Source organism: Mycolicibacterium novocastrense, assembly GCF_001570485.1.
GTDB lineage: Bacteria > Actinomycetota > Actinomycetes > Mycobacteriales > Mycobacteriaceae > Mycobacterium > Mycobacterium novocastrense.
On sequence record NZ_BCTA01000023.1, the window covers coordinates 59872 to 75579 of the forward strand.

General features: G+C 66.6%; 13 protein-coding genes and 1 pseudogene. 6 read left to right on the plus strand and 8 right to left on the minus strand.

Features of this window, described 5'->3' with window-relative positions:
• Nucleotides 1–147 precede the first annotated feature (147 nt).
• From RMCN_RS07745 to RMCN_RS07755, 3 genes are all read right to left on the minus strand, one after another.
• Nucleotides 148–618, minus strand: coding sequence for a nuclear transport factor 2 family protein (locus RMCN_RS07745; RefSeq protein ID WP_067388182.1), 471 nt, complete (start codon nucleotides 616–618; stop codon nucleotides 148–150).
• Nucleotides 619–695: 77 nt separating this feature from the next.
• Nucleotides 696–2213 carry a glycosyltransferase family 39 protein gene (locus RMCN_RS07750; protein WP_067388184.1) on the minus strand — a complete coding sequence of 506 codons (1518 nt, stop codon included), beginning with the start codon at nucleotides 2211–2213 and terminating at the stop codon, nucleotides 696–698.
• On the minus strand, nucleotides 2207–3052 hold the full coding sequence (locus RMCN_RS07755) for a glycoside hydrolase family 16 protein (protein WP_064415654.1): 846 nt from the start codon (nucleotides 3050–3052) through the stop codon (nucleotides 2207–2209). The genes RMCN_RS07750 and RMCN_RS07755 overlap by 7 nt, the downstream gene beginning before the upstream one ends.
• Before the next feature lie 202 nt (nucleotides 3053–3254).
• Between RMCN_RS07755 and fdh the strand changes: the two genes are divergently transcribed.
• From fdh to RMCN_RS07780, 4 genes are all read left to right on the plus strand, one after another.
• Nucleotides 3255–6506, plus strand: a complete 3252-nt coding sequence (gene fdh, locus RMCN_RS07765; RefSeq protein WP_234787607.1) for a formate dehydrogenase — start codon at nucleotides 3255–3257, stop codon at nucleotides 6504–6506.
• Nucleotides 6503–7405 carry a 4Fe-4S dicluster domain-containing protein gene (locus RMCN_RS07770; protein WP_067388190.1) on the plus strand — a complete coding sequence of 301 codons (903 nt, stop codon included), beginning with the start codon at nucleotides 6503–6505 and terminating at the stop codon, nucleotides 7403–7405. The genes fdh and RMCN_RS07770 overlap by 4 nt, the downstream gene beginning before the upstream one ends.
• Complete coding sequence (nrfD, locus tag RMCN_RS07775; RefSeq protein WP_067388192.1) at nucleotides 7405–8358, plus strand: NrfD/PsrC family molybdoenzyme membrane anchor subunit; 954 nt, start codon at nucleotides 7405–7407, stop codon at nucleotides 8356–8358. The genes RMCN_RS07770 and nrfD overlap by 1 nt, the downstream gene beginning before the upstream one ends.
• A 101-nt stretch (nucleotides 8359–8459) precedes the next feature.
• Entirely contained in the window at nucleotides 8460–9809 is a 1350-nt protein-coding gene (locus RMCN_RS07780) for an MFS transporter (RefSeq protein WP_067388194.1), read from the plus strand.
• Between the two features lie 80 nt (nucleotides 9810–9889).
• Here RMCN_RS07780 and RMCN_RS07785 read toward each other — a convergent pair whose 3' ends face one another.
• Entirely contained in the window at nucleotides 9890–11170 is a 1281-nt protein-coding gene (locus RMCN_RS07785; RefSeq protein ID WP_067388195.1) for an HNH endonuclease signature motif containing protein, read from the minus strand.
• Between the two features lie 39 nt (nucleotides 11171–11209).
• A complete protein-coding gene (gene ppk2, locus RMCN_RS07790; protein WP_067388197.1) occupies nucleotides 11210–12100 on the minus strand; it encodes a polyphosphate kinase 2 in 891 nt (296 codons plus the stop codon).
• A gap of 65 nt (nucleotides 12101–12165) precedes the next feature.
• On the opposite strand from ppk2, the gene RMCN_RS07795 reads away from it, so the two are divergent.
• Entirely contained in the window at nucleotides 12166–12783 is a 618-nt protein-coding gene (locus tag RMCN_RS07795) for a rhomboid-like protein (protein ID WP_064415380.1), read from the plus strand.
• Nucleotides 12784–12835: 52 nt separating this feature from the next.
• On the opposite strand, the gene RMCN_RS32085 is transcribed toward RMCN_RS07795, so the two are convergent.
• Together RMCN_RS32085 and RMCN_RS32090 are read right to left on the minus strand one after the other, a co-directional pair.
• Complete coding sequence (locus tag RMCN_RS32085) at nucleotides 12836–13138, minus strand: hypothetical protein (protein ID WP_234787617.1); 303 nt, start codon at nucleotides 13136–13138, stop codon at nucleotides 12836–12838.
• A gap of 231 nt (nucleotides 13139–13369) precedes the next feature.
• Nucleotides 13370–13462, minus strand: a pseudogene (locus tag RMCN_RS32090) (DUF2510 domain-containing protein); the annotation flags it as partial.
• Between the two features lie 415 nt (nucleotides 13463–13877).
• Between RMCN_RS32090 and RMCN_RS07805 the strand changes: the two are divergent.
• Nucleotides 13878–14807, plus strand: coding sequence for an NAD(P)/FAD-dependent oxidoreductase (locus RMCN_RS07805; RefSeq protein ID WP_067388334.1), 930 nt, complete (start codon nucleotides 13878–13880; stop codon nucleotides 14805–14807).
• Here the strand turns inward: RMCN_RS07805 and RMCN_RS07810 are convergent.
• Nucleotides 14782–15663, minus strand: a complete 882-nt coding sequence (locus tag RMCN_RS07810) for an alpha/beta fold hydrolase (protein WP_064415382.1) — start codon at nucleotides 15661–15663, stop codon at nucleotides 14782–14784. The two genes, RMCN_RS07805 and RMCN_RS07810, sit on opposite strands and share 26 nt — an antisense overlap.
• Between the last annotated feature and the right edge of the window lie 45 nt (nucleotides 15664–15708).

The window sequence follows — 15708 nt, forward strand, 5'->3', positions numbered from 1 at the left end:
AGCGAATTATTCGCTCCGAGCGAATAATTCGCTGATAGCCGGGCAGTCGCGAAGTACCCTCTGCTCGGGGCTCATGAGGCGACTGTGACTGCGGGGACTTGCGCGGGCGAAAGCACGTTTCGTACCTGCGACTGAGCGCTCGTCCCGTCACAACCCCAGTTCGCTCAGACCCGGATGGTCGGCAGGCCGCGGGCCGGAGCGGTCCCAGTGGAACAACCGCTGCTCCTCGCTGATCGGCACATCGTTGATGCTGGCGTGGCGGGTCTTCATCAGCCCGTCGGCGGCGAACTCCCAGTTCTCGTTGCCGTACGCCCGGAACCACCGACCCTGGGCGTCGTGGTATTCGTAGGCGAACCGGACCGCGATGCGGTCGTCGCCGTAGGCCCAGAGTTCCTTGATCAGCCGATACTCGAGTTCTTTCTGCCATTTGTCGGTCAGGAACTCGATGATCTGTTCGCGGCCCTGAAGAAAGGTCGACCGGTTGCGCCATTGACTGTCCGGTGTGTACCCCTTCGCGACGCGTGCGGGATCGCGGGTATTCCAGTTATCCTCTGCACCACGGACTTTCGCAACAGCGGTGTCGTGGCTGAACGGCGGCACCAGCGGCGTTGTGCTCATTCGCGTGTCCTTTCCTGCGCCCGTCCCGTGGCTTACGTACAAAACCGTACGCTCGGCGCCGACATTTCCGCGATCGGCTAGCGTTCGGCCTTGATCACCTGCGCCAAACTGAACTGCCACCGCTCGACCAGCCGGAAGCCCATATCGTGGCTGACCGCGAACGCTCGCGTCCCGCCGAACAACGGGCCCGGGGGAATCGCCACGCCCTCTTCGTGTTCGGGGGCGCCGGGGTCGGCCTGTGTGATGATCCAAACGACGGCGCAGTGTTCGAGCGGTCCGACCGAGGCCTCGGGAATCAGGTTCGTGTCGAACACGTCGCGGCGGTCGGCGGCGCGCTGCCACAGGCTGACGTCGACCAGGCCGGCGTAGGCGTCGGGACGCGCGGCCATCAGCGGTCGCATCGGCGCGGGGTGGAAGGTGACGGTGTCATTGACCAGCAGGCAGTCACCCGCGGCGGCCTTGGTCGAGATCAGGTCGGCAACCGGGCTGTAGTCCATGTTGTACTTCGCGTACGGACCGCGTTGCACGGCAACGAAAGTGGGGGCCGCAACCACGGCGAACACCACCACGACGGCCGTCGCCACCCACCCCGAACGTGCCACCGCCATGACGCAGACGCCCAGCAGCAGTGCCATCGCGGGTGCGGTGAAACACAGATACCGCGGGGTGTAGAGCGGTTCGCGCACCGCCGAGTACGCCACGATCAACGTCGTCGGGATCACCAGCCAGGCGACGGCCAGCACGACGCCCTCCCGTTCCCCGACACTGGGCCGCCTCGCGAAAACCCACACCCCGATCGCCGCGAGCACCACCGCCGCCGACAGCGCCGCGAAGTACGGGTTACGGTCGAAATACTGTTGGACGGCAACGTCTTCGAACGTGCGCGTACCGATCGGCGTGATCCAGCTGATCTGCTGGGCCTGCCCGGCGACCACGGCGACAAACGGAGCCATCACCGCGACGCCCGCACCCGACGCGATCGTAAACGGCAGCACCACCGCCCGGCGGCGCCGGAACGCCAGCACGAACACGGCGTGTGCGGGAACCAGCAGCGCCAGGTAGACGTCGAACAGAATCGACACGGCCAGCACAGCACCGTATGCCGCCCACGCCCAACGTGATTCGCGTCCCGCGGCCCACACCAGCAGCACTGCCAGCCAGACCGCGAGCATCATCGTCAGCGCGTACGGACGCGCCTCGATGCCCGCCCACGTCGCCCGGGGCAGGATGGCGCACAGGACGCCGGCCACCACCCCGACCGCCCGCGACGACAGCTGCCGGCCCAGCACCACCACACCCGCCGCGGCGGCGCCGACAGCCAGGCCGCTGGGCACCCGCGACCAGAACTCGGTCGGCGGCACGAGAGAGAACCAGCCGTGCATCAGCACGTAGTACAGGCCGTGGACGGCGTCGACGTCGCCGAGCATCTGCCACAGCGCAGGCAGCGGCCGGCTGTAAGACGCCGAGATCGTGGCGGCCTCGTCGTACCAGAACGACGGTCTTCCGGCGCCCGCGAGGCTCACCGCAGCGCCGAGAATGCCGACGAGCAGCGGTTCCAGCCGCGCGAGCCGGCCGCGGGCGGAGACGTCTACCAGACGCGGATCCAGTCGATGAGCATCACCGACGGATACGGCGCCCGACGCGGATCGCCACCGCCCGAACCGCCGACCGCCAGATTGAAGATGGCCTGCAGCCAGTAGCCGGGTTTACCGAACGGCCACCGCAGGTCCCCGGGACGGCCGTGGACCGGGATCGGCTTGGCCGGAACGGTGAAGTAGGGCTCGGCGCCATCGACGTAGTCACGCCAGAAGCGGAAACCGTCCTCGCTCCACTCGGTGCGCCAGCTGTGCCATGCGGGATCCACCAGCTGCGGAATCGACATCCCCTCCCACGTCTTGCCGTTGGAGGCGGCGTGGACGGTGGTGCCGGGTGGCCAGGACTCGTTGCCGTAGTACTCGACGATGTCGACCTCGCCGTCCGGCAGCGGATCCTGGTTCAGCAACCAGTAGGCCGGCCACAGACCCGGGTGCATGCAGTCCAACTTGATCCGCGCTTCCCAGGTCGTGCCGATCTGGCCCCGGAAGTGGCTGAGCACCTTGCCGCTGAAGTACTGGTCGCCTTCCTGGGTGGCGCACAGCACGAGGTTGGAGTTGCCGTCGACGAACACGTTGCGCCGGTCGTCGCGGTAGTGGCCCGCGATCGGCGGGTTCACCGGGTCGTCCCAGGACTGGATGATCCACTTGGACGGGTCAGGTGCGGAGCCGGCGGGTCCGTCGAACTCGTCGACGAACAGATAGCCGCCGGTCGCCGCGTCCGGTGGCGGCTGCGCCGGCGGCGACGGCCGTACCGGCGAGGCGTTGGCCAGCGGCGAGGGTAGTGCGGCCGCGCCAACGGCGGCGGCTCCGGTCATCATCATCAGGGTGCGACGGTCGATTTCGGCCACAGCAGCACCATAGAGGGTGCAAACCATGATCGGGTCGAGTTGCCGCCACCGTGGTGCCCGACGCGGACGTCAATTGACGACGCCCACGGGTGACATATCCATCTGACTAGGCGCAACGCCGACGTAAGTCGGCTTCGTGGCAACTGCACCCGCAACGCGGTTTGATGGGAGTCGCGTCGGGTAAGGAGGCACTGTGGACCTCAAGGGGTTGTTCCAGTCGTGGCCGGTGTACCGCCAGCTCACGGGTCCGGACCGGTTGGGGCGCGGCCACGCCGCCCAGTCCAAGCGCTCGGTCGAGTTGACCCCGCGCACCGTCGACGCCGACCGGGTCGCGTACTCCGTATGCCCGTACTGCGCGGTCGGGTGCGCGCAGAAGGTGTACGTCAAGGATGAGAAGGTCATCCAGATCGAGGGCAACCCCGACAGTCCGGTCTCGCGAGGTCGCCTGTGCCCCAAGGGATCTGCGAGCAAGCAGCTCGTCACCGGCCCGCAACGGCTGACCAAGGTGCGCTACCGCCCGCCGTACGCCACCGAGTGGCAGGAGATCAATCTCGACACCGCGATGGACATGGTCGCCGACCGGGTCCTCGACGCGCGGGAGAAGGGCTGGCAGCAGTTCGACGCCGACCGCAACACGCTGCGCCGCACCATGGGCATCGCGAGCCTGGGCGGAGCGACGCTGGACAACGAAGAGAACTACCTGATCAAGAAGCTGTTCACCGCCTTGGGAGCATTACAGATCGAGAACCAGGCGCGTATTTGACACAGCGCCACGGTTCCCGGTCTGGGAGCCTCCTTCGGTCGCGGCGGGGCGACGGATTACCAGCAAGACCTCGCCAACTCGGACTTCATAGTGATCATGGGGTCGAACATGGCCGAGGCCCATCCCGTCGGTTTTCAGTGGGTGGTCGAGGCCAAGGCGCGCGGCGCCAAGGTCGTGCACATCGACCCGCGGTTCACCCGTACCAGCGCGCTGGCCGATCGGCACCTCACGCTGCGGGCGGGCAGTGACATCGCCTTCCTCGGCGGCGTCATCAACTACATCCTGAGCAACGACCTCGACTTCCGCGAGTACGTCACCGCCTACACCAACGCCTCGTTCATCGTCGACGAGCGGTTCCGCGACGCCGAGGATCTCGACGGGTTGTTCTCCGGCTACGACGACGAAACCGCCTCCTACAACCCGTCGACGTGGCAGTACGAGCGGACGGACCGCGAAGGCGGCGGGTCCGGAGCCAAGGAGGAAGCCGCGTCGGAGCAGCAGGGGTCGGGCGGCGCGCCGATCGACGACACCGCGCAGATGCTGCCGAGCGATCCGACGCTGCAGCATCCGCGCTGCGTGTTCCAGATCCTCAAACGGCACTACGCGCGCTACACCCCGGAGATGGTGGAGCGGATCTGCGGTGTGTCCGCCGAGGATTTCCTGGACATCGCGCGGGCGTGGGCCGAGAACTCCGGGCGCGAGCGCACCGGTGCGCTGGTGTACAGCGTCGGGTGGACCCAGCACACGATGGGCTCGCAGTTCATCCGTGCCGGCGCGATCATCCAACTGCTGCTGGGCAACATCGGCAGACCGGGCGGGGGCGTGTTCGCGCTGCGCGGGCACGCCAGCATCCAGGGTTCGACCGACGTGCCGACGCTGTTCAACCTGCTACCCGGGTATCTCGCGATGCCGCACGCCGGTCAGGAAACCTTGCAGCAGTACGTCGACGACATTCGCGGCCGCAACCAGAAAGGCTTCTGGCACAACGCCGATACCTACATGGTGTCGCTGCTCAAGGAGTACTGGGGCGAACACGCGACCGCTGACAACGACTTCTGCTTCGACTACCTACCCCGCATCAACGGCGACCACGGCACCTACCGCACCGTGATGGACATGGTCGACGGCAACGTGTTCGGTTACTTCCTGCTGGGGCAGAACCCGGCGGTCGGGTCGGCGCACGGACGGTTGCAACGCCTCGGCATGGCCAACCTGGACTGGCTGGTGGTGCGCGACCTCGTCGAGATCGAGAGCGCGACGTTCTGGAAGAACGCCCCGGAGATCGAGACCGGCGAGATCGACCCGGAAACCTGCCGCACCGAGGTGTTCCTGTTCCCCGCCGCCTCGCACGTCGAGAAGTCCGGCACGTTCACCCAGACGCAGCGCAAGCTGCAGTGGCGCGAACAGGCGGTCGAACCGTCCGGCGACGCCCGATCCGAGCTGTGGTTCTTCTACCACCTGGGTCGGATTCTGCGCGAAAAGCTCGCCGGCTCAACCGATGAACGGGACCGGCCGATACTGGACCTGTCGTGGGACTACCGACTCGACGGTGACGAGCCGTCAGCCGACGACGTGCTCCGGCGCATCAGCGGCGTGGATCTGACGACGGGTCGCGCCGTCGACAACTATCTCTCGTTGAAGGCCGACGGCTCGACGATGTGTGGCTGTTGGATCTACAGCGGCGTCTACGCCGACGAGGTCAACCAGGCGGCCCGGCGGGAACCGCAAGACGACTCCCAATGGGGTTGGGTGTGGCCGATGAACCGCCGCGTGCTCTACAACCGCGCATCTGCCGACCCACAGGGCAGGCCGTGGAGCGAGCGCAAGAAGCTGGTCTGGTGGGATGCCGACAAAGAGGAGTGGACGGGCTACGACGTCCCGGACTTCGAGAAGAACAAGCCGCCGGATTACGAACCGCCCTCTGACGCAGTGGGTGTCGACGCGCTGAGTGGCGTCGACGCGTTCGTCATGCAGGCCGACGGCAAGGGATGGCTGTTCGCGCCCAACGGGGTGCTCGACGGTCCGTTGCCGACGCACTACGAACCGCACGAGTCGCCGATGGCCAATGCGCTCTACAGGCAGCAGGGCAACCCGGCGCGCAAGGTCTACGGGCGCGCGGACAACCCGTCGAACCCGTCACCGCCGGAGTTGCACGGCGACGTGTTCCCGTTCGTCTTCACCGCCGCACGGCTCACCGAGCACCACACGGCCGGCGGGATGAGCCGCCAACTGCCGTACCTGTCCGAGCTGCAGCCGGGCCTGTTCGTCGAGGTGTCACCGGAACTGGCGGCCGAACGCGGTCTGGCGCATATGGAATGGGCGCACGTGGTGACCAGCCGCTCGGCGGTCGACGCGCGGGTGTTCGTGACCGACCGGATGCGGCCGCTGCGGGTCGAGGACCGGGTGGTGCATCAGGTGTGGATGCCGTACCACTGGGGCAGCGTCGGGCTGATCGACGGAGACGTCGTCAACGACCTGCTCGGTGTGGTGGCCGATCCCAACGTGTTCATTCAGGAGAGCAAGGTCGCCACGTGTGACATCCAGCCGGGGCGGCGGCCGCGGGGACCGGCGCTGCTGCAGTACATCGCGATGTACCGCGAGCGTGCGCGCATCACGCCCGAGACGGGTACCAACCTGGACACCACTGGGCCGTCGGAAGACCACACCGAGGAGCAGCCATGAGCCACAACAGCTTCTACGGCCCCCTCGACGACGTGGCCGCCGATGCGGGGTACGGCCAACACCCGCCGCGGATGGGCTTTTTCACCGACACGTCGGTGTGCATCGGCTGCAAGGCCTGCGAGGTCGCGTGCAAGGAGTGGAACGAGGTTCCCGTCTCCGGGGATGGGGACGGTTACAACCTGCTGGGCATGTCGTTCGACAACACCGGTGAGCTGGGCGCGAATTCGTGGCGGCACGTTGCGTTCATCGAGCAGCCTTCCCGCGAACGCGTCGACCTGGGCATGCCCGGCTTCGAGCGGCCCGGTGACACGATGAGCGCCGAGACCCGCCAGGACTTCCGTTGGTTGATGAGCAGCGATGTCTGCAAGCACTGCACCCACGCCGGGTGTCTGGATGTGTGCCCGACCGGCGCGCTGTTCCGCACCGAGTTCGGGACCGTCGTTGTGCAGCAGGACATCTGCAACGGATGCGGATACTGCGTGTCGGGCTGCCCGTACGGGGTGATCGAGCGGCGGGAGGGCGACGGCCGGGCCTGGAAATGCACGCTGTGCTACGACCGGCTGCGCGACGGGCTGGAGCCGGCCTGCGCGAAGGCGTGCCCGACGGACTCCATCCAGTTCGGCGTGCTCGACGAACTGCGTGAACGGGCAGCATTGCGCGTCAACGAGTTACACGAACGCGGCATTACCGAGGCACGGCTGTACGGCGAGGATCCCAACGACGGTGTCGGCGGCGACGGCGCGTTCTTCCTGCTGCTCGACGAACCGGAGGTGTACGGGCTGCCACCGGACCCGGTGGTGCCGACACGCGACATGGGCGCGATGTGGCGCTACGCGGGTATGGCGGCGTCGGCGATGGTCGGTATCGCGGTGTCCTCGTTCTTCGGAAGGCGCAACTGATGCCCCGCGAACAACTCGCCGTGCCGAAGGCCGAGTTCCGCTCCTACTACGGCAAGCAGATCCTCAAGAGCCCGGTGTGGGACTGGAGGATCGCGGCGTACCTGTTCTGCGGCGGGCTGTCCGGCGGCTCGGCGATGCTCGCGGCAGGAGCGGACCTGACGGGGCGGACCGAGCTGCGCAAGGTGACCCGAATCGGTTCGCTGGTCAGCATTTTGGCGAGCCTGTACTTTCTGATCGCCGACTTGGGGCGACCGGAGCGGTTTCACCACATGCTGCGGGTGGCCAAGCCGAGCTCGCCGATGAGCATGGGGACCTGGATTCTCTCGGCGTACGGCCCGGGTTCGGGCGTGATCGCGGTCGCCGAGCTGATGCCGCGTCGGCTGCGCCGGACGGCGTTGGGCCGCCTGGTGGAACGGGCGGCGCGACCAGCGGGACTGTGGGCGGCGGGAACGGCCTCTGCAGTGGCGTCGTACACCGCAGTTCTGTTGTCGCAGACGGCGGTTCCGGCATGGCGGGAGGCCCACCCGTATCTGCCGTTCGTGTTCACGGGCTCGGCGGCGGCCAGCGGCGCCGGGCTCGGCTTGTTGCTGGCGCCATACGACGAGACCGGTCCGGCGCGGCGGATGGCGGTGCTGGGCGCGGGTATGGAGGTCGCGGCGTCACGGGTGATGGAGCGGCGGCTGGGCGTGGAAGGCGAGGCGTACACCACGGGGCGGCCGCACCGGATGCGTCAGGTGGCGGAGGTGCTGACCGTAGGGGGAGCCGTCGGGGCGGCGCTCGGGCGCAACCGGGCGGCGATGGTCGCGTCGGGGGCGGCGCTGCTCGTGGGAAGCGCGCTGCAGCGGTTCGGGGTGTTCGAGGCCGGCGTGGCGTCGACGCGTGACCCGAAGTACGTCGTCGTCCCGCAGCGGGAGCGGGTGGATGCCCGCGAGCGCCTACGCACAGTGCGCTGAGGGCTGTTCACGACCGACCACAACCCTGAGTGCAGTCTCGCCCATAGGACCATGAACAACATCCATCCCACCGGCTGCTCGGTCCGATACCGTGTCCGTCCATGACCGTACCGACCACTGAAGCGCAACCGCCGCGGTCGACTCCGGCCCAGACGAGGCGGGCGGTGTGGAACACGATCCGGGGCTCGTCGGGCAACCTCGTGGAGTGGTACGACGTCTACATCTACACGGTGTTCGCCTCGTACTTCGAAGCGCAGTTCTTCGCCGAGTCCGAGAAGAACTCGACGGTGTACGTGTACGCGATCTTCGCGGTCACCTTCGTCATGCGCCCCGTCGGGTCGTGGTTCTTCGGACGGTTCGCCGACCGGCGGGGCCGGCGCGCAGCGCTGACGGTCAGTGTGTCGCTGATGGCGTTCTGTTCCATGGTGATCGCGTTGGTGCCGTCGCAGGCGACGATCGGGATCGCCGCGCCGATCGTGCTCGTGCTCGCCCGCCTCGTGCAGGGGTTCGCGACCGGGGGTGAGTACGGGACATCGGCGACGTACATGTCCGAGGCCGCGACCCGCGAGCGTCGCGGCTTCTTCTCGAGTTTCCAGTACGTCACGCTGGTGGGCGGACATGTGCTGGCGCAGTTCACGTTGTTGGTGCTCGACGCGTTCCTCAGTGAGGACCAGTTGCACGACTTCGGCTGGCGCATCGGTTTCGCGATCGGTGGGGTCGCGGCGGTGGTGGTGTTCTGGTTGCGGCGCACCATGGACGAATCGCTGTCCGAGGACGTCATCGAGGCGACGAAAGCCGGCGAGGACAAGGGCGCCGGCTCCATGCGCGAGTTGTTCACCCGCTACTGGAAACCGCTGCTGCTGTGCTTCCTGATCACCATGGGCGGCACCGTCGCGTTCTACACCTACAGCGTCAACGCGCCGGCGATCGTGAAGACCGCCTACAAGGGCGAGGGTATGACGGGCACGTGGATCAACCTGATCGGCCTGATCTTCCTGATGCTGCTTCAGCCGATCGGCGGGATGATCAGCGACAAGGTCGGACGCAAGCCGCTGCTGCTGTGGTTCGGTTTCGGCGGATTGGTCTACACCTACATCCTGATCACGTATCTGCCCGAAACACGTTCGCCGCTAACCTCTTTCCTGCTGGTGGCGGTTGGATACGTCATCCTCACCGGCTATACCTCGATCAACGCGCTGGTCAAGTCGGAGCTGTTCCCGGTGCACGTTCGGGCACTCGGAGTGGGTGTGGGGTACGCTTTGGCGAACTCGATGTTCGGTGGCACGGCGCCGTTGATCTATCAGGCGCTCAAGGAACGCGACCAGGTGCCGCTGTTCATCGGCTACGTCACCGTGTGCATCGCGATCTCGCTCGTCGTCTATATCTTCTTCTTGAAGAACAAGTCCGAGACGTTCCTGGATCGCGAGCGTGGTCACGCGTTCGTGCGCTGACCTTCAACACTGGCCCTCGATGGAGCGAGGAGACCGGTGTCAACGGAACACGCGGTGATGCAACGCATTTGACTATGAGCCTAGTTATCGCTTGGTGGTGGTTGGGGTTCGTAGGGGTCGTACCATTTCCATTCGGCGCGTTCGCCGCGGGGGCCTGGGCAGGGTGGGACCGTTGGTGGTGGTTGGGTGGGTGGGTGTGCGAGTGATCCGGGGTCCAGGGGTCGGCCGTCGCTGCCGGTGACGCGCAGTTGGTCGGCCGGGCCGGTGATGATGATCTGGCCGCGGTGGTGCATGCGGTGGTGATACGGACACACCAGCACCAGGTTGTGCAGTTCGGTGGGTCCGCCGTCTTCCCAGTGCACGATGTGGTGGGCGTGCAGTCCGCGGGTGGCCCAGCAGCCGGGTACTTGGCAGGTGCGGTCGCGGTGTTCGAGTGCTCGGCGTAGTCGGCGGCTGATCACCCGTGTCGAGCGTCCGGATCCGATGAGTTGGCCGTGACGTTCGAGCCACACCTGGCAGGTGGTGTCGCACAACAGCATGCGCCGCTCGGCTTCGGAGAGCACCGGTCCCAGATGCGGCCAGGCCGCGGGTGTGTCCAGGTTCAGGTGCACGATGGCGGTGGTGTGTTGATCGTGGGGGCGTCGGGCCGCCTCGGTGTCCCAGCCGGTGTGCACGAGGCGCATGAACGCATCGGCCAGGGTGGGAAACGGCGGGCGACACCGCAGATCGCCGAGCTGTCGGCGTTCGTGGGTGTCAGCGCCGGTGTCGGGGCCGTGATCGGCGGTGTGCTCGTTGATCAGCGCGTCGCGGTGCGATTGCAGGGCGGCCTCGAGTGCGGCGGCCTCGAGGTGGGGCAGGGTGATGCGGTAGGTGGTGGCCTGCTCGCCGACGGTTTTGCTGATGCCGCGTGGGGGGTCACGGTGGTCGGGTTGGGGGCGTGGTTCGAGTTTGATCGCGAACCGTAGTTGGTTGACCGTGGCCACCGAAGCCATCTCGGCGTAGTGCTCATCAGAGCCCGCCCCGGCGTACTGGGCGATGACCCCGACCTGATCCAGCGACAGGCGGCCCTCGCGCATCTCGGTGGTGCAGCGCGGAAACTCGTCGAAGCGTTGCGCCACGGCGGCCACGTTTTTGGCGGTGGCATCCGACATGCCCAGTTTCCAGGCCACCAGCGCTTTGACCGAGCGCACACCTTCGGCGGTTGACCACAGACCGTCGCGGTCGATCTCGGCGATGATTTCCACGATGCGCCCATCGATGGCGTTGCGCTGTCCTGACAACTCGGCCAACTGTCCCAACAGGCCCACCAAACGCTCGTGGGGACCGACATCCACCTGGGCATCCGCAGAAGCGATCGACATGACCCAATCATCACAGAAGGGTCCGACAAATCCGGCGCGTCAATCCTCCAGCGCCCGGCCCACGATCAACGGGTCCGGCTCACCGACCACTTCGTCGTCCTTGTCGTCATAGTCGAAGCGCGACAACAGGTATCGCATTGCGTTGATTCGACCCCGCTTCTTGTCGTTGCTCTTCACGACGATCCACGGCGCATAGTCGGTGTCGGTCGCGACGAACATCTCCTCCTTGGCCCTGGTGTAATCCTCCCAGCGGTTGACCGCCTCCATGTCCATCGACGAGAACTTCCATTGCCGCAGCGGATCGACCAGCCGGATCGCGAACCGTGTCCGCTGCTCGGCCGGCGACACCGAGAACCAGAACTTGGTCAGGTGCAGTCCGGAGTTGACCAGCATCTCCTCGAACGCTGGTGCCTGCCGCATGAACTCGGCGTGCTGTTTAGGCGTACAGAAACCCATCACCCTCTCCACGCCGGCGCGGTTGTACCAGGACCGGTCGAACAGCACCATCTCCCCGCCGGTCGGCAGATGCCTGACGTACCGCTGGAAGTACCACTGCGACTTCTCTTCTTCGGTCGGCTTCTCCAGCGCGACGACCCGTGCGCCGCGTGGGTTGAGGTGCTCCATGAACCGCTGGATCGAGCCGCCCTTTCCCGCCGCATCCCGGCCCTCGAACACGATGACGTGCCGCGCTCCGGTGCGCTTGCTCCAGTTCTGCAGCTTCAACAGTTCGATCTGAAGCTGCCGTTTGGTCCGCTCGTATTCGTCGCGACTCATCCGCTCGTCGTACGGGTAGCGTTCACGCCACGTCTCGATCGGCTTGCCGTCACGATCGAGCAGTACCGGGTCGTCTTCGTCCTCGTCGTTGACGGTGTATCCGTGGTCGTCGGTCGACAGCGCGTCGAGGTCGATCTCCGAGTCTGCAGTCGTCATCACCGGCTCCTAACGACGCTCGCCTACCCGCAAGCCTGCGTGGCTAATCGCGCTAATCTCAGCGGGTGCGGCTACTCCGCGCCGTCGCCGGCGCCCCGTTCAGCTTCGCGTGGCTGCTCGTCTTGCTCATCACGACCCGCGTGCAGCGCTCGGCAGGACATGGGGGGTCGCGACGGATCCAGCGCAGGAACTCCACGAATTTGCGCCGGCTGCGCAGCGAGCCCCATCGCGTGCTCACCACCAGCTTGTTCTGGCTCGACGACCACAGGTGGTGGCCCTACGTCCCGGTGTTCGTCGGTGTCGTCGCGCCGGCGGAGCGCCGGTTGGGTTGGTGGCGTTGGCTTCTCGTCGGGATCGGCGCGCACGTCGTCGCCACCTACGTCGGCCAGAGCTATCTGCGGTTCCTGATTCGGAAGGGTCGAGCGCCGCAGCGGCTCGAGAATGCCCGTGACGTCGGGGTGAGTTACTTCGTTCTCGGGGTGGCCGGTGCGCTGTCGGGTTACACCCGCAAGCCGTGGCGCTCCGGCGCTCAGACCGTGGCCGCGCTGGCGCTGGCCGGTAACGCCGCCGCCCGGCCCACGTTCACCGAAGTCGGCCACCTGACCGCGTTCCTCGTCGGCCTCGCGGCGGTTCCGCTCGCGCCCGACCGCGACGACCATCCCTACCCGGACATACAGGGCTGACTTACGACGGCAACCCGCTCAAGCAAGCGGATTCATGCGCCCTGCTCCGCGGTCAGGCCTCCACCGTGGGCAGACGTTCACCGTTGAACCGCGTCACGGGTGCACCGGTATTCGGCGGCGGGTACCGCCCGTAGATGCCCGCCGGATCGCCCTCGGCATAGAGCTTGCTCTCGTAATCGGCGCGCGCGGCCAGGACGTCACGGCGGTATTGCTCGCGTAACTCTTGGGCTTTTCGAGCCTCGGCGGTCTTATGCCTCCAGAACAGGAATCCGCCGGCACCGACCATCGGGACCAGCACGAGGAGCAGCCAGGGGTTCTCGGCAAGGATGCCGAGCACGATGAGTCCCAGAACCACGCCCGCAACAATCAATGGCGTCCGGGACCGCGTATCTACGTTCACACCACCGGGACCTCCGCCAACCGCGATCGATGATCCAGCCGACCCGCTGAAGATGGCGAACAGAATCCAAAACGGGAGCCAGAGGCCGCAGGAGAGAATCGTCAGTATTAAGTGCAGTGCATGGTTCGCTCCGCCGCCTGATGACACCGCCACAGCCACCGCCGTTGGTGGTGCAGCGCTCGGCGGCGGAGTAGGCGCAAAGTGCTGTGTCCACCGCTGACCGTCGTAATAGCGTTGCCCCGGTTGGCCGCTCGGGTCGGGAAACCAGCCCGCGTTCACTGCGCAAATCCTTTGGTGTCACAGCTTCCAGCGCGCCCAGCGCAGCACCGCAAAGCTAGCTTGGGAATCTCTTCTCGGCACACAGCGCCTCCCCTTCGGTTGTCCACGGTCATCGACAATGTGAGCACTGGTCCGGCTCCCGCGCCCACCCGGCACTGTTTGAAGCGCCCCGACAGCACTACATTCCCATGAGCGTTCGCGGACGCGACGCTGATCAGTTGCCCGGCACAGACGCTACGGAATACCGGGGCCCGGGGAATCAGGGGTTTCCCTATGAAGAATTTGCTGGCCCGGTCCGTCCGTCGACTTCACTTCAAGGCTCTGTTGACGATCGGACGCTCTCCGGGCATACCCCGCTGACCTCGGCACATCGACGCGAAGGTTTCACAACCTCCACCTCGGGAACGATGTGGCCATGGATTGGGAATGTGCCGTCGTCGGGGGAGGGGCCGCCGGGTTGAGCGCCGCCCTCGTGCTGGGGCGGGCGAGACGGCGCACGGTCGTCATCGACGCCGACGAACAGAGCAACCGCGCCGCGAAGGTGATGGGCGGCATGCTCGGCTACGACCAGCGTCCGCCCGCCGAGCTGTACGCCCAAGGACGACGCGAGCTGACGGCCTATCCCAGCGTCGAGTACCGGCACGGCCAGATCGTCAGTGGCCGCCCGGTCGACAACGGCTTCATCCTCGAGCCCGATGACGGTGATCCCATTCTTGCCAAGCGGGTGCTGCTCGCGACCGGCATGCAGTACTGCCCGCCGGACCTGCCCGGGCTCGCCGAGCTGTGGGGCACCTCGGTTTTCCAATGTCCGTTCTGCCATGGCTGGGAGATGCGGGACAAGCGGCTCGCCACCATGGCCGCCGGCGAAGAGGCGATGCACTCCGCGCTGATGCTTCGCGGCTGGAGCGACGACGTCGTGCTGCTGACCGACGGGCGCACCGACCTGTCACCCGCGGACAAGCAGGTGCTGAAGGCCGCCGACGTGACCATCGAAGACCGTCGAGTCGTCGAATTGCTCAGCGAGGACGGACAACTGAGCGCGATCGCGTTCGCCGACGGTGACCGGCTGGCCCGCGACGGGCTCCTCGTCGAGGCGCCCCTCAAACAACGCTCAGCGCTCGCCGAGCAGCTGGGTGCCGCGTGCACGCCGGGCCCATTGGCCGCCGACACCATCAGCATCGACCCGATCCATCGCACGGAGGCCAGCGGCGTGTTCGCCGCGGGTGATCTCTGCAGCGAGCAGCCCTACGTGGCAGGCGCGATCGCCGCGGGATCGAAGGCGGCGATGATTGTCGTGCAGAGCCTGCTGGCCGACGAGTTCAGCTTGCCGTACCCCCCGATCTGAGGGCCCCCGCGGCAATGAACTCTCGCAGTTCGTCGGCGAGGCGAGCGGGCTGATCCATCGGTATCAGGGTGTAGCTGTCGCCGATTTCGACCAGGCGGCCACGCGGGAACAGCGATGCCAGACGCCGGCCGTGCTCCGCCGGCATCACCTTGTCTTCGGTCGCCCACACCACAAGTGCCGGCCGGTCGAAGGTCCGAAGCTGATCGGTCAGCTCGCTCAATCGCGCGCGGCTGGGCGTCGAGCCGGCGAAGGTGCGCAGATCGCGCCGCACTCGGCTGTCGACCAGCGCTGGGCGAAACCATTGATCCATCACGTCTTTGGGTATCGGGTGCTTGGCCATCCAACCCCAGCCGCCAGGGGCGCGGCGGAACCAGCCGAACCGTTGAAGCTGCATCGTCAGCCACAGGACACCGGGGATTCTCGCGCTGGAGGCGATGGCCTTCCCCGGTAGTCCTGGCGGGAAGTTGTCGAAAGCTTCGCAGGCGACCAGGGCGAGTGCGGAGATTCGCTCGGCGCCCTCGGCGAGCAGGAACTGCGCACCTCCCCAGTCATTGAGCACCAGCGTCACGTCGCGTAGATCCAACCTGTCGATGAACTCGCCGACCAGTGCCGCGACGCCCGTATGGGTCACCAGCTCCCCACGCCTCATCGGCAGGCGGTGGCTGCCGAGCGGAAGCGTGGGACAGATGCACCGATGCGCCGGTGCTAACCGGGCAACAACGTTGTCCCACAGGGAGTTATCCATGTTGACCCCGTGCAGCAGCACGACGACAGGACCGTCGCCACCGGTATCCGTGTATTCGATGACCCCGCCGCTCAGATCGACCCGGTGTTCGGTTCGAGGAACGCTCCGCATGGCACCTCCTAGACAGACCGACCGTCGGTCTGTAGCGTAGGGCAG

Coding starts and splice junctions, on each gene's coding strand:
- RMCN_RS07810 (WP_064415382.1), bottom strand. CDS start 15,663: ATGCGGAGCGTTCCTCGAACCGAACACCGGGTCGATCTGAGCGGCGGG.
- RMCN_RS07780 (WP_067388194.1), top strand. CDS start 8,460: ATGACCGTACCGACCACTGAAGCGCAACCGCCGCGGTCGACTCCGGCC.
- RMCN_RS07770 (WP_067388190.1), top strand. CDS start 6,503: ATGAGCCACAACAGCTTCTACGGCCCCCTCGACGACGTGGCCGCCGAT.
- RMCN_RS07745 (WP_067388182.1), bottom strand. CDS start 618: ATGAGCACAACGCCGCTGGTGCCGCCGTTCAGCCACGACACCGCTGTT.
- ppk2 (WP_067388197.1), bottom strand. CDS start 12,100: ATGACGACTGCAGACTCGGAGATCGACCTCGACGCGCTGTCGACCGAC.
- RMCN_RS07785 (WP_067388195.1), bottom strand. CDS start 11,170: ATGTCGATCGCTTCTGCGGATGCCCAGGTGGATGTCGGTCCCCACGAG.
- RMCN_RS07805 (WP_067388334.1), top strand. CDS start 13,878: ATGGATTGGGAATGTGCCGTCGTCGGGGGAGGGGCCGCCGGGTTGAGC.
- nrfD (WP_067388192.1), top strand. CDS start 7,405: ATGCCCCGCGAACAACTCGCCGTGCCGAAGGCCGAGTTCCGCTCCTAC.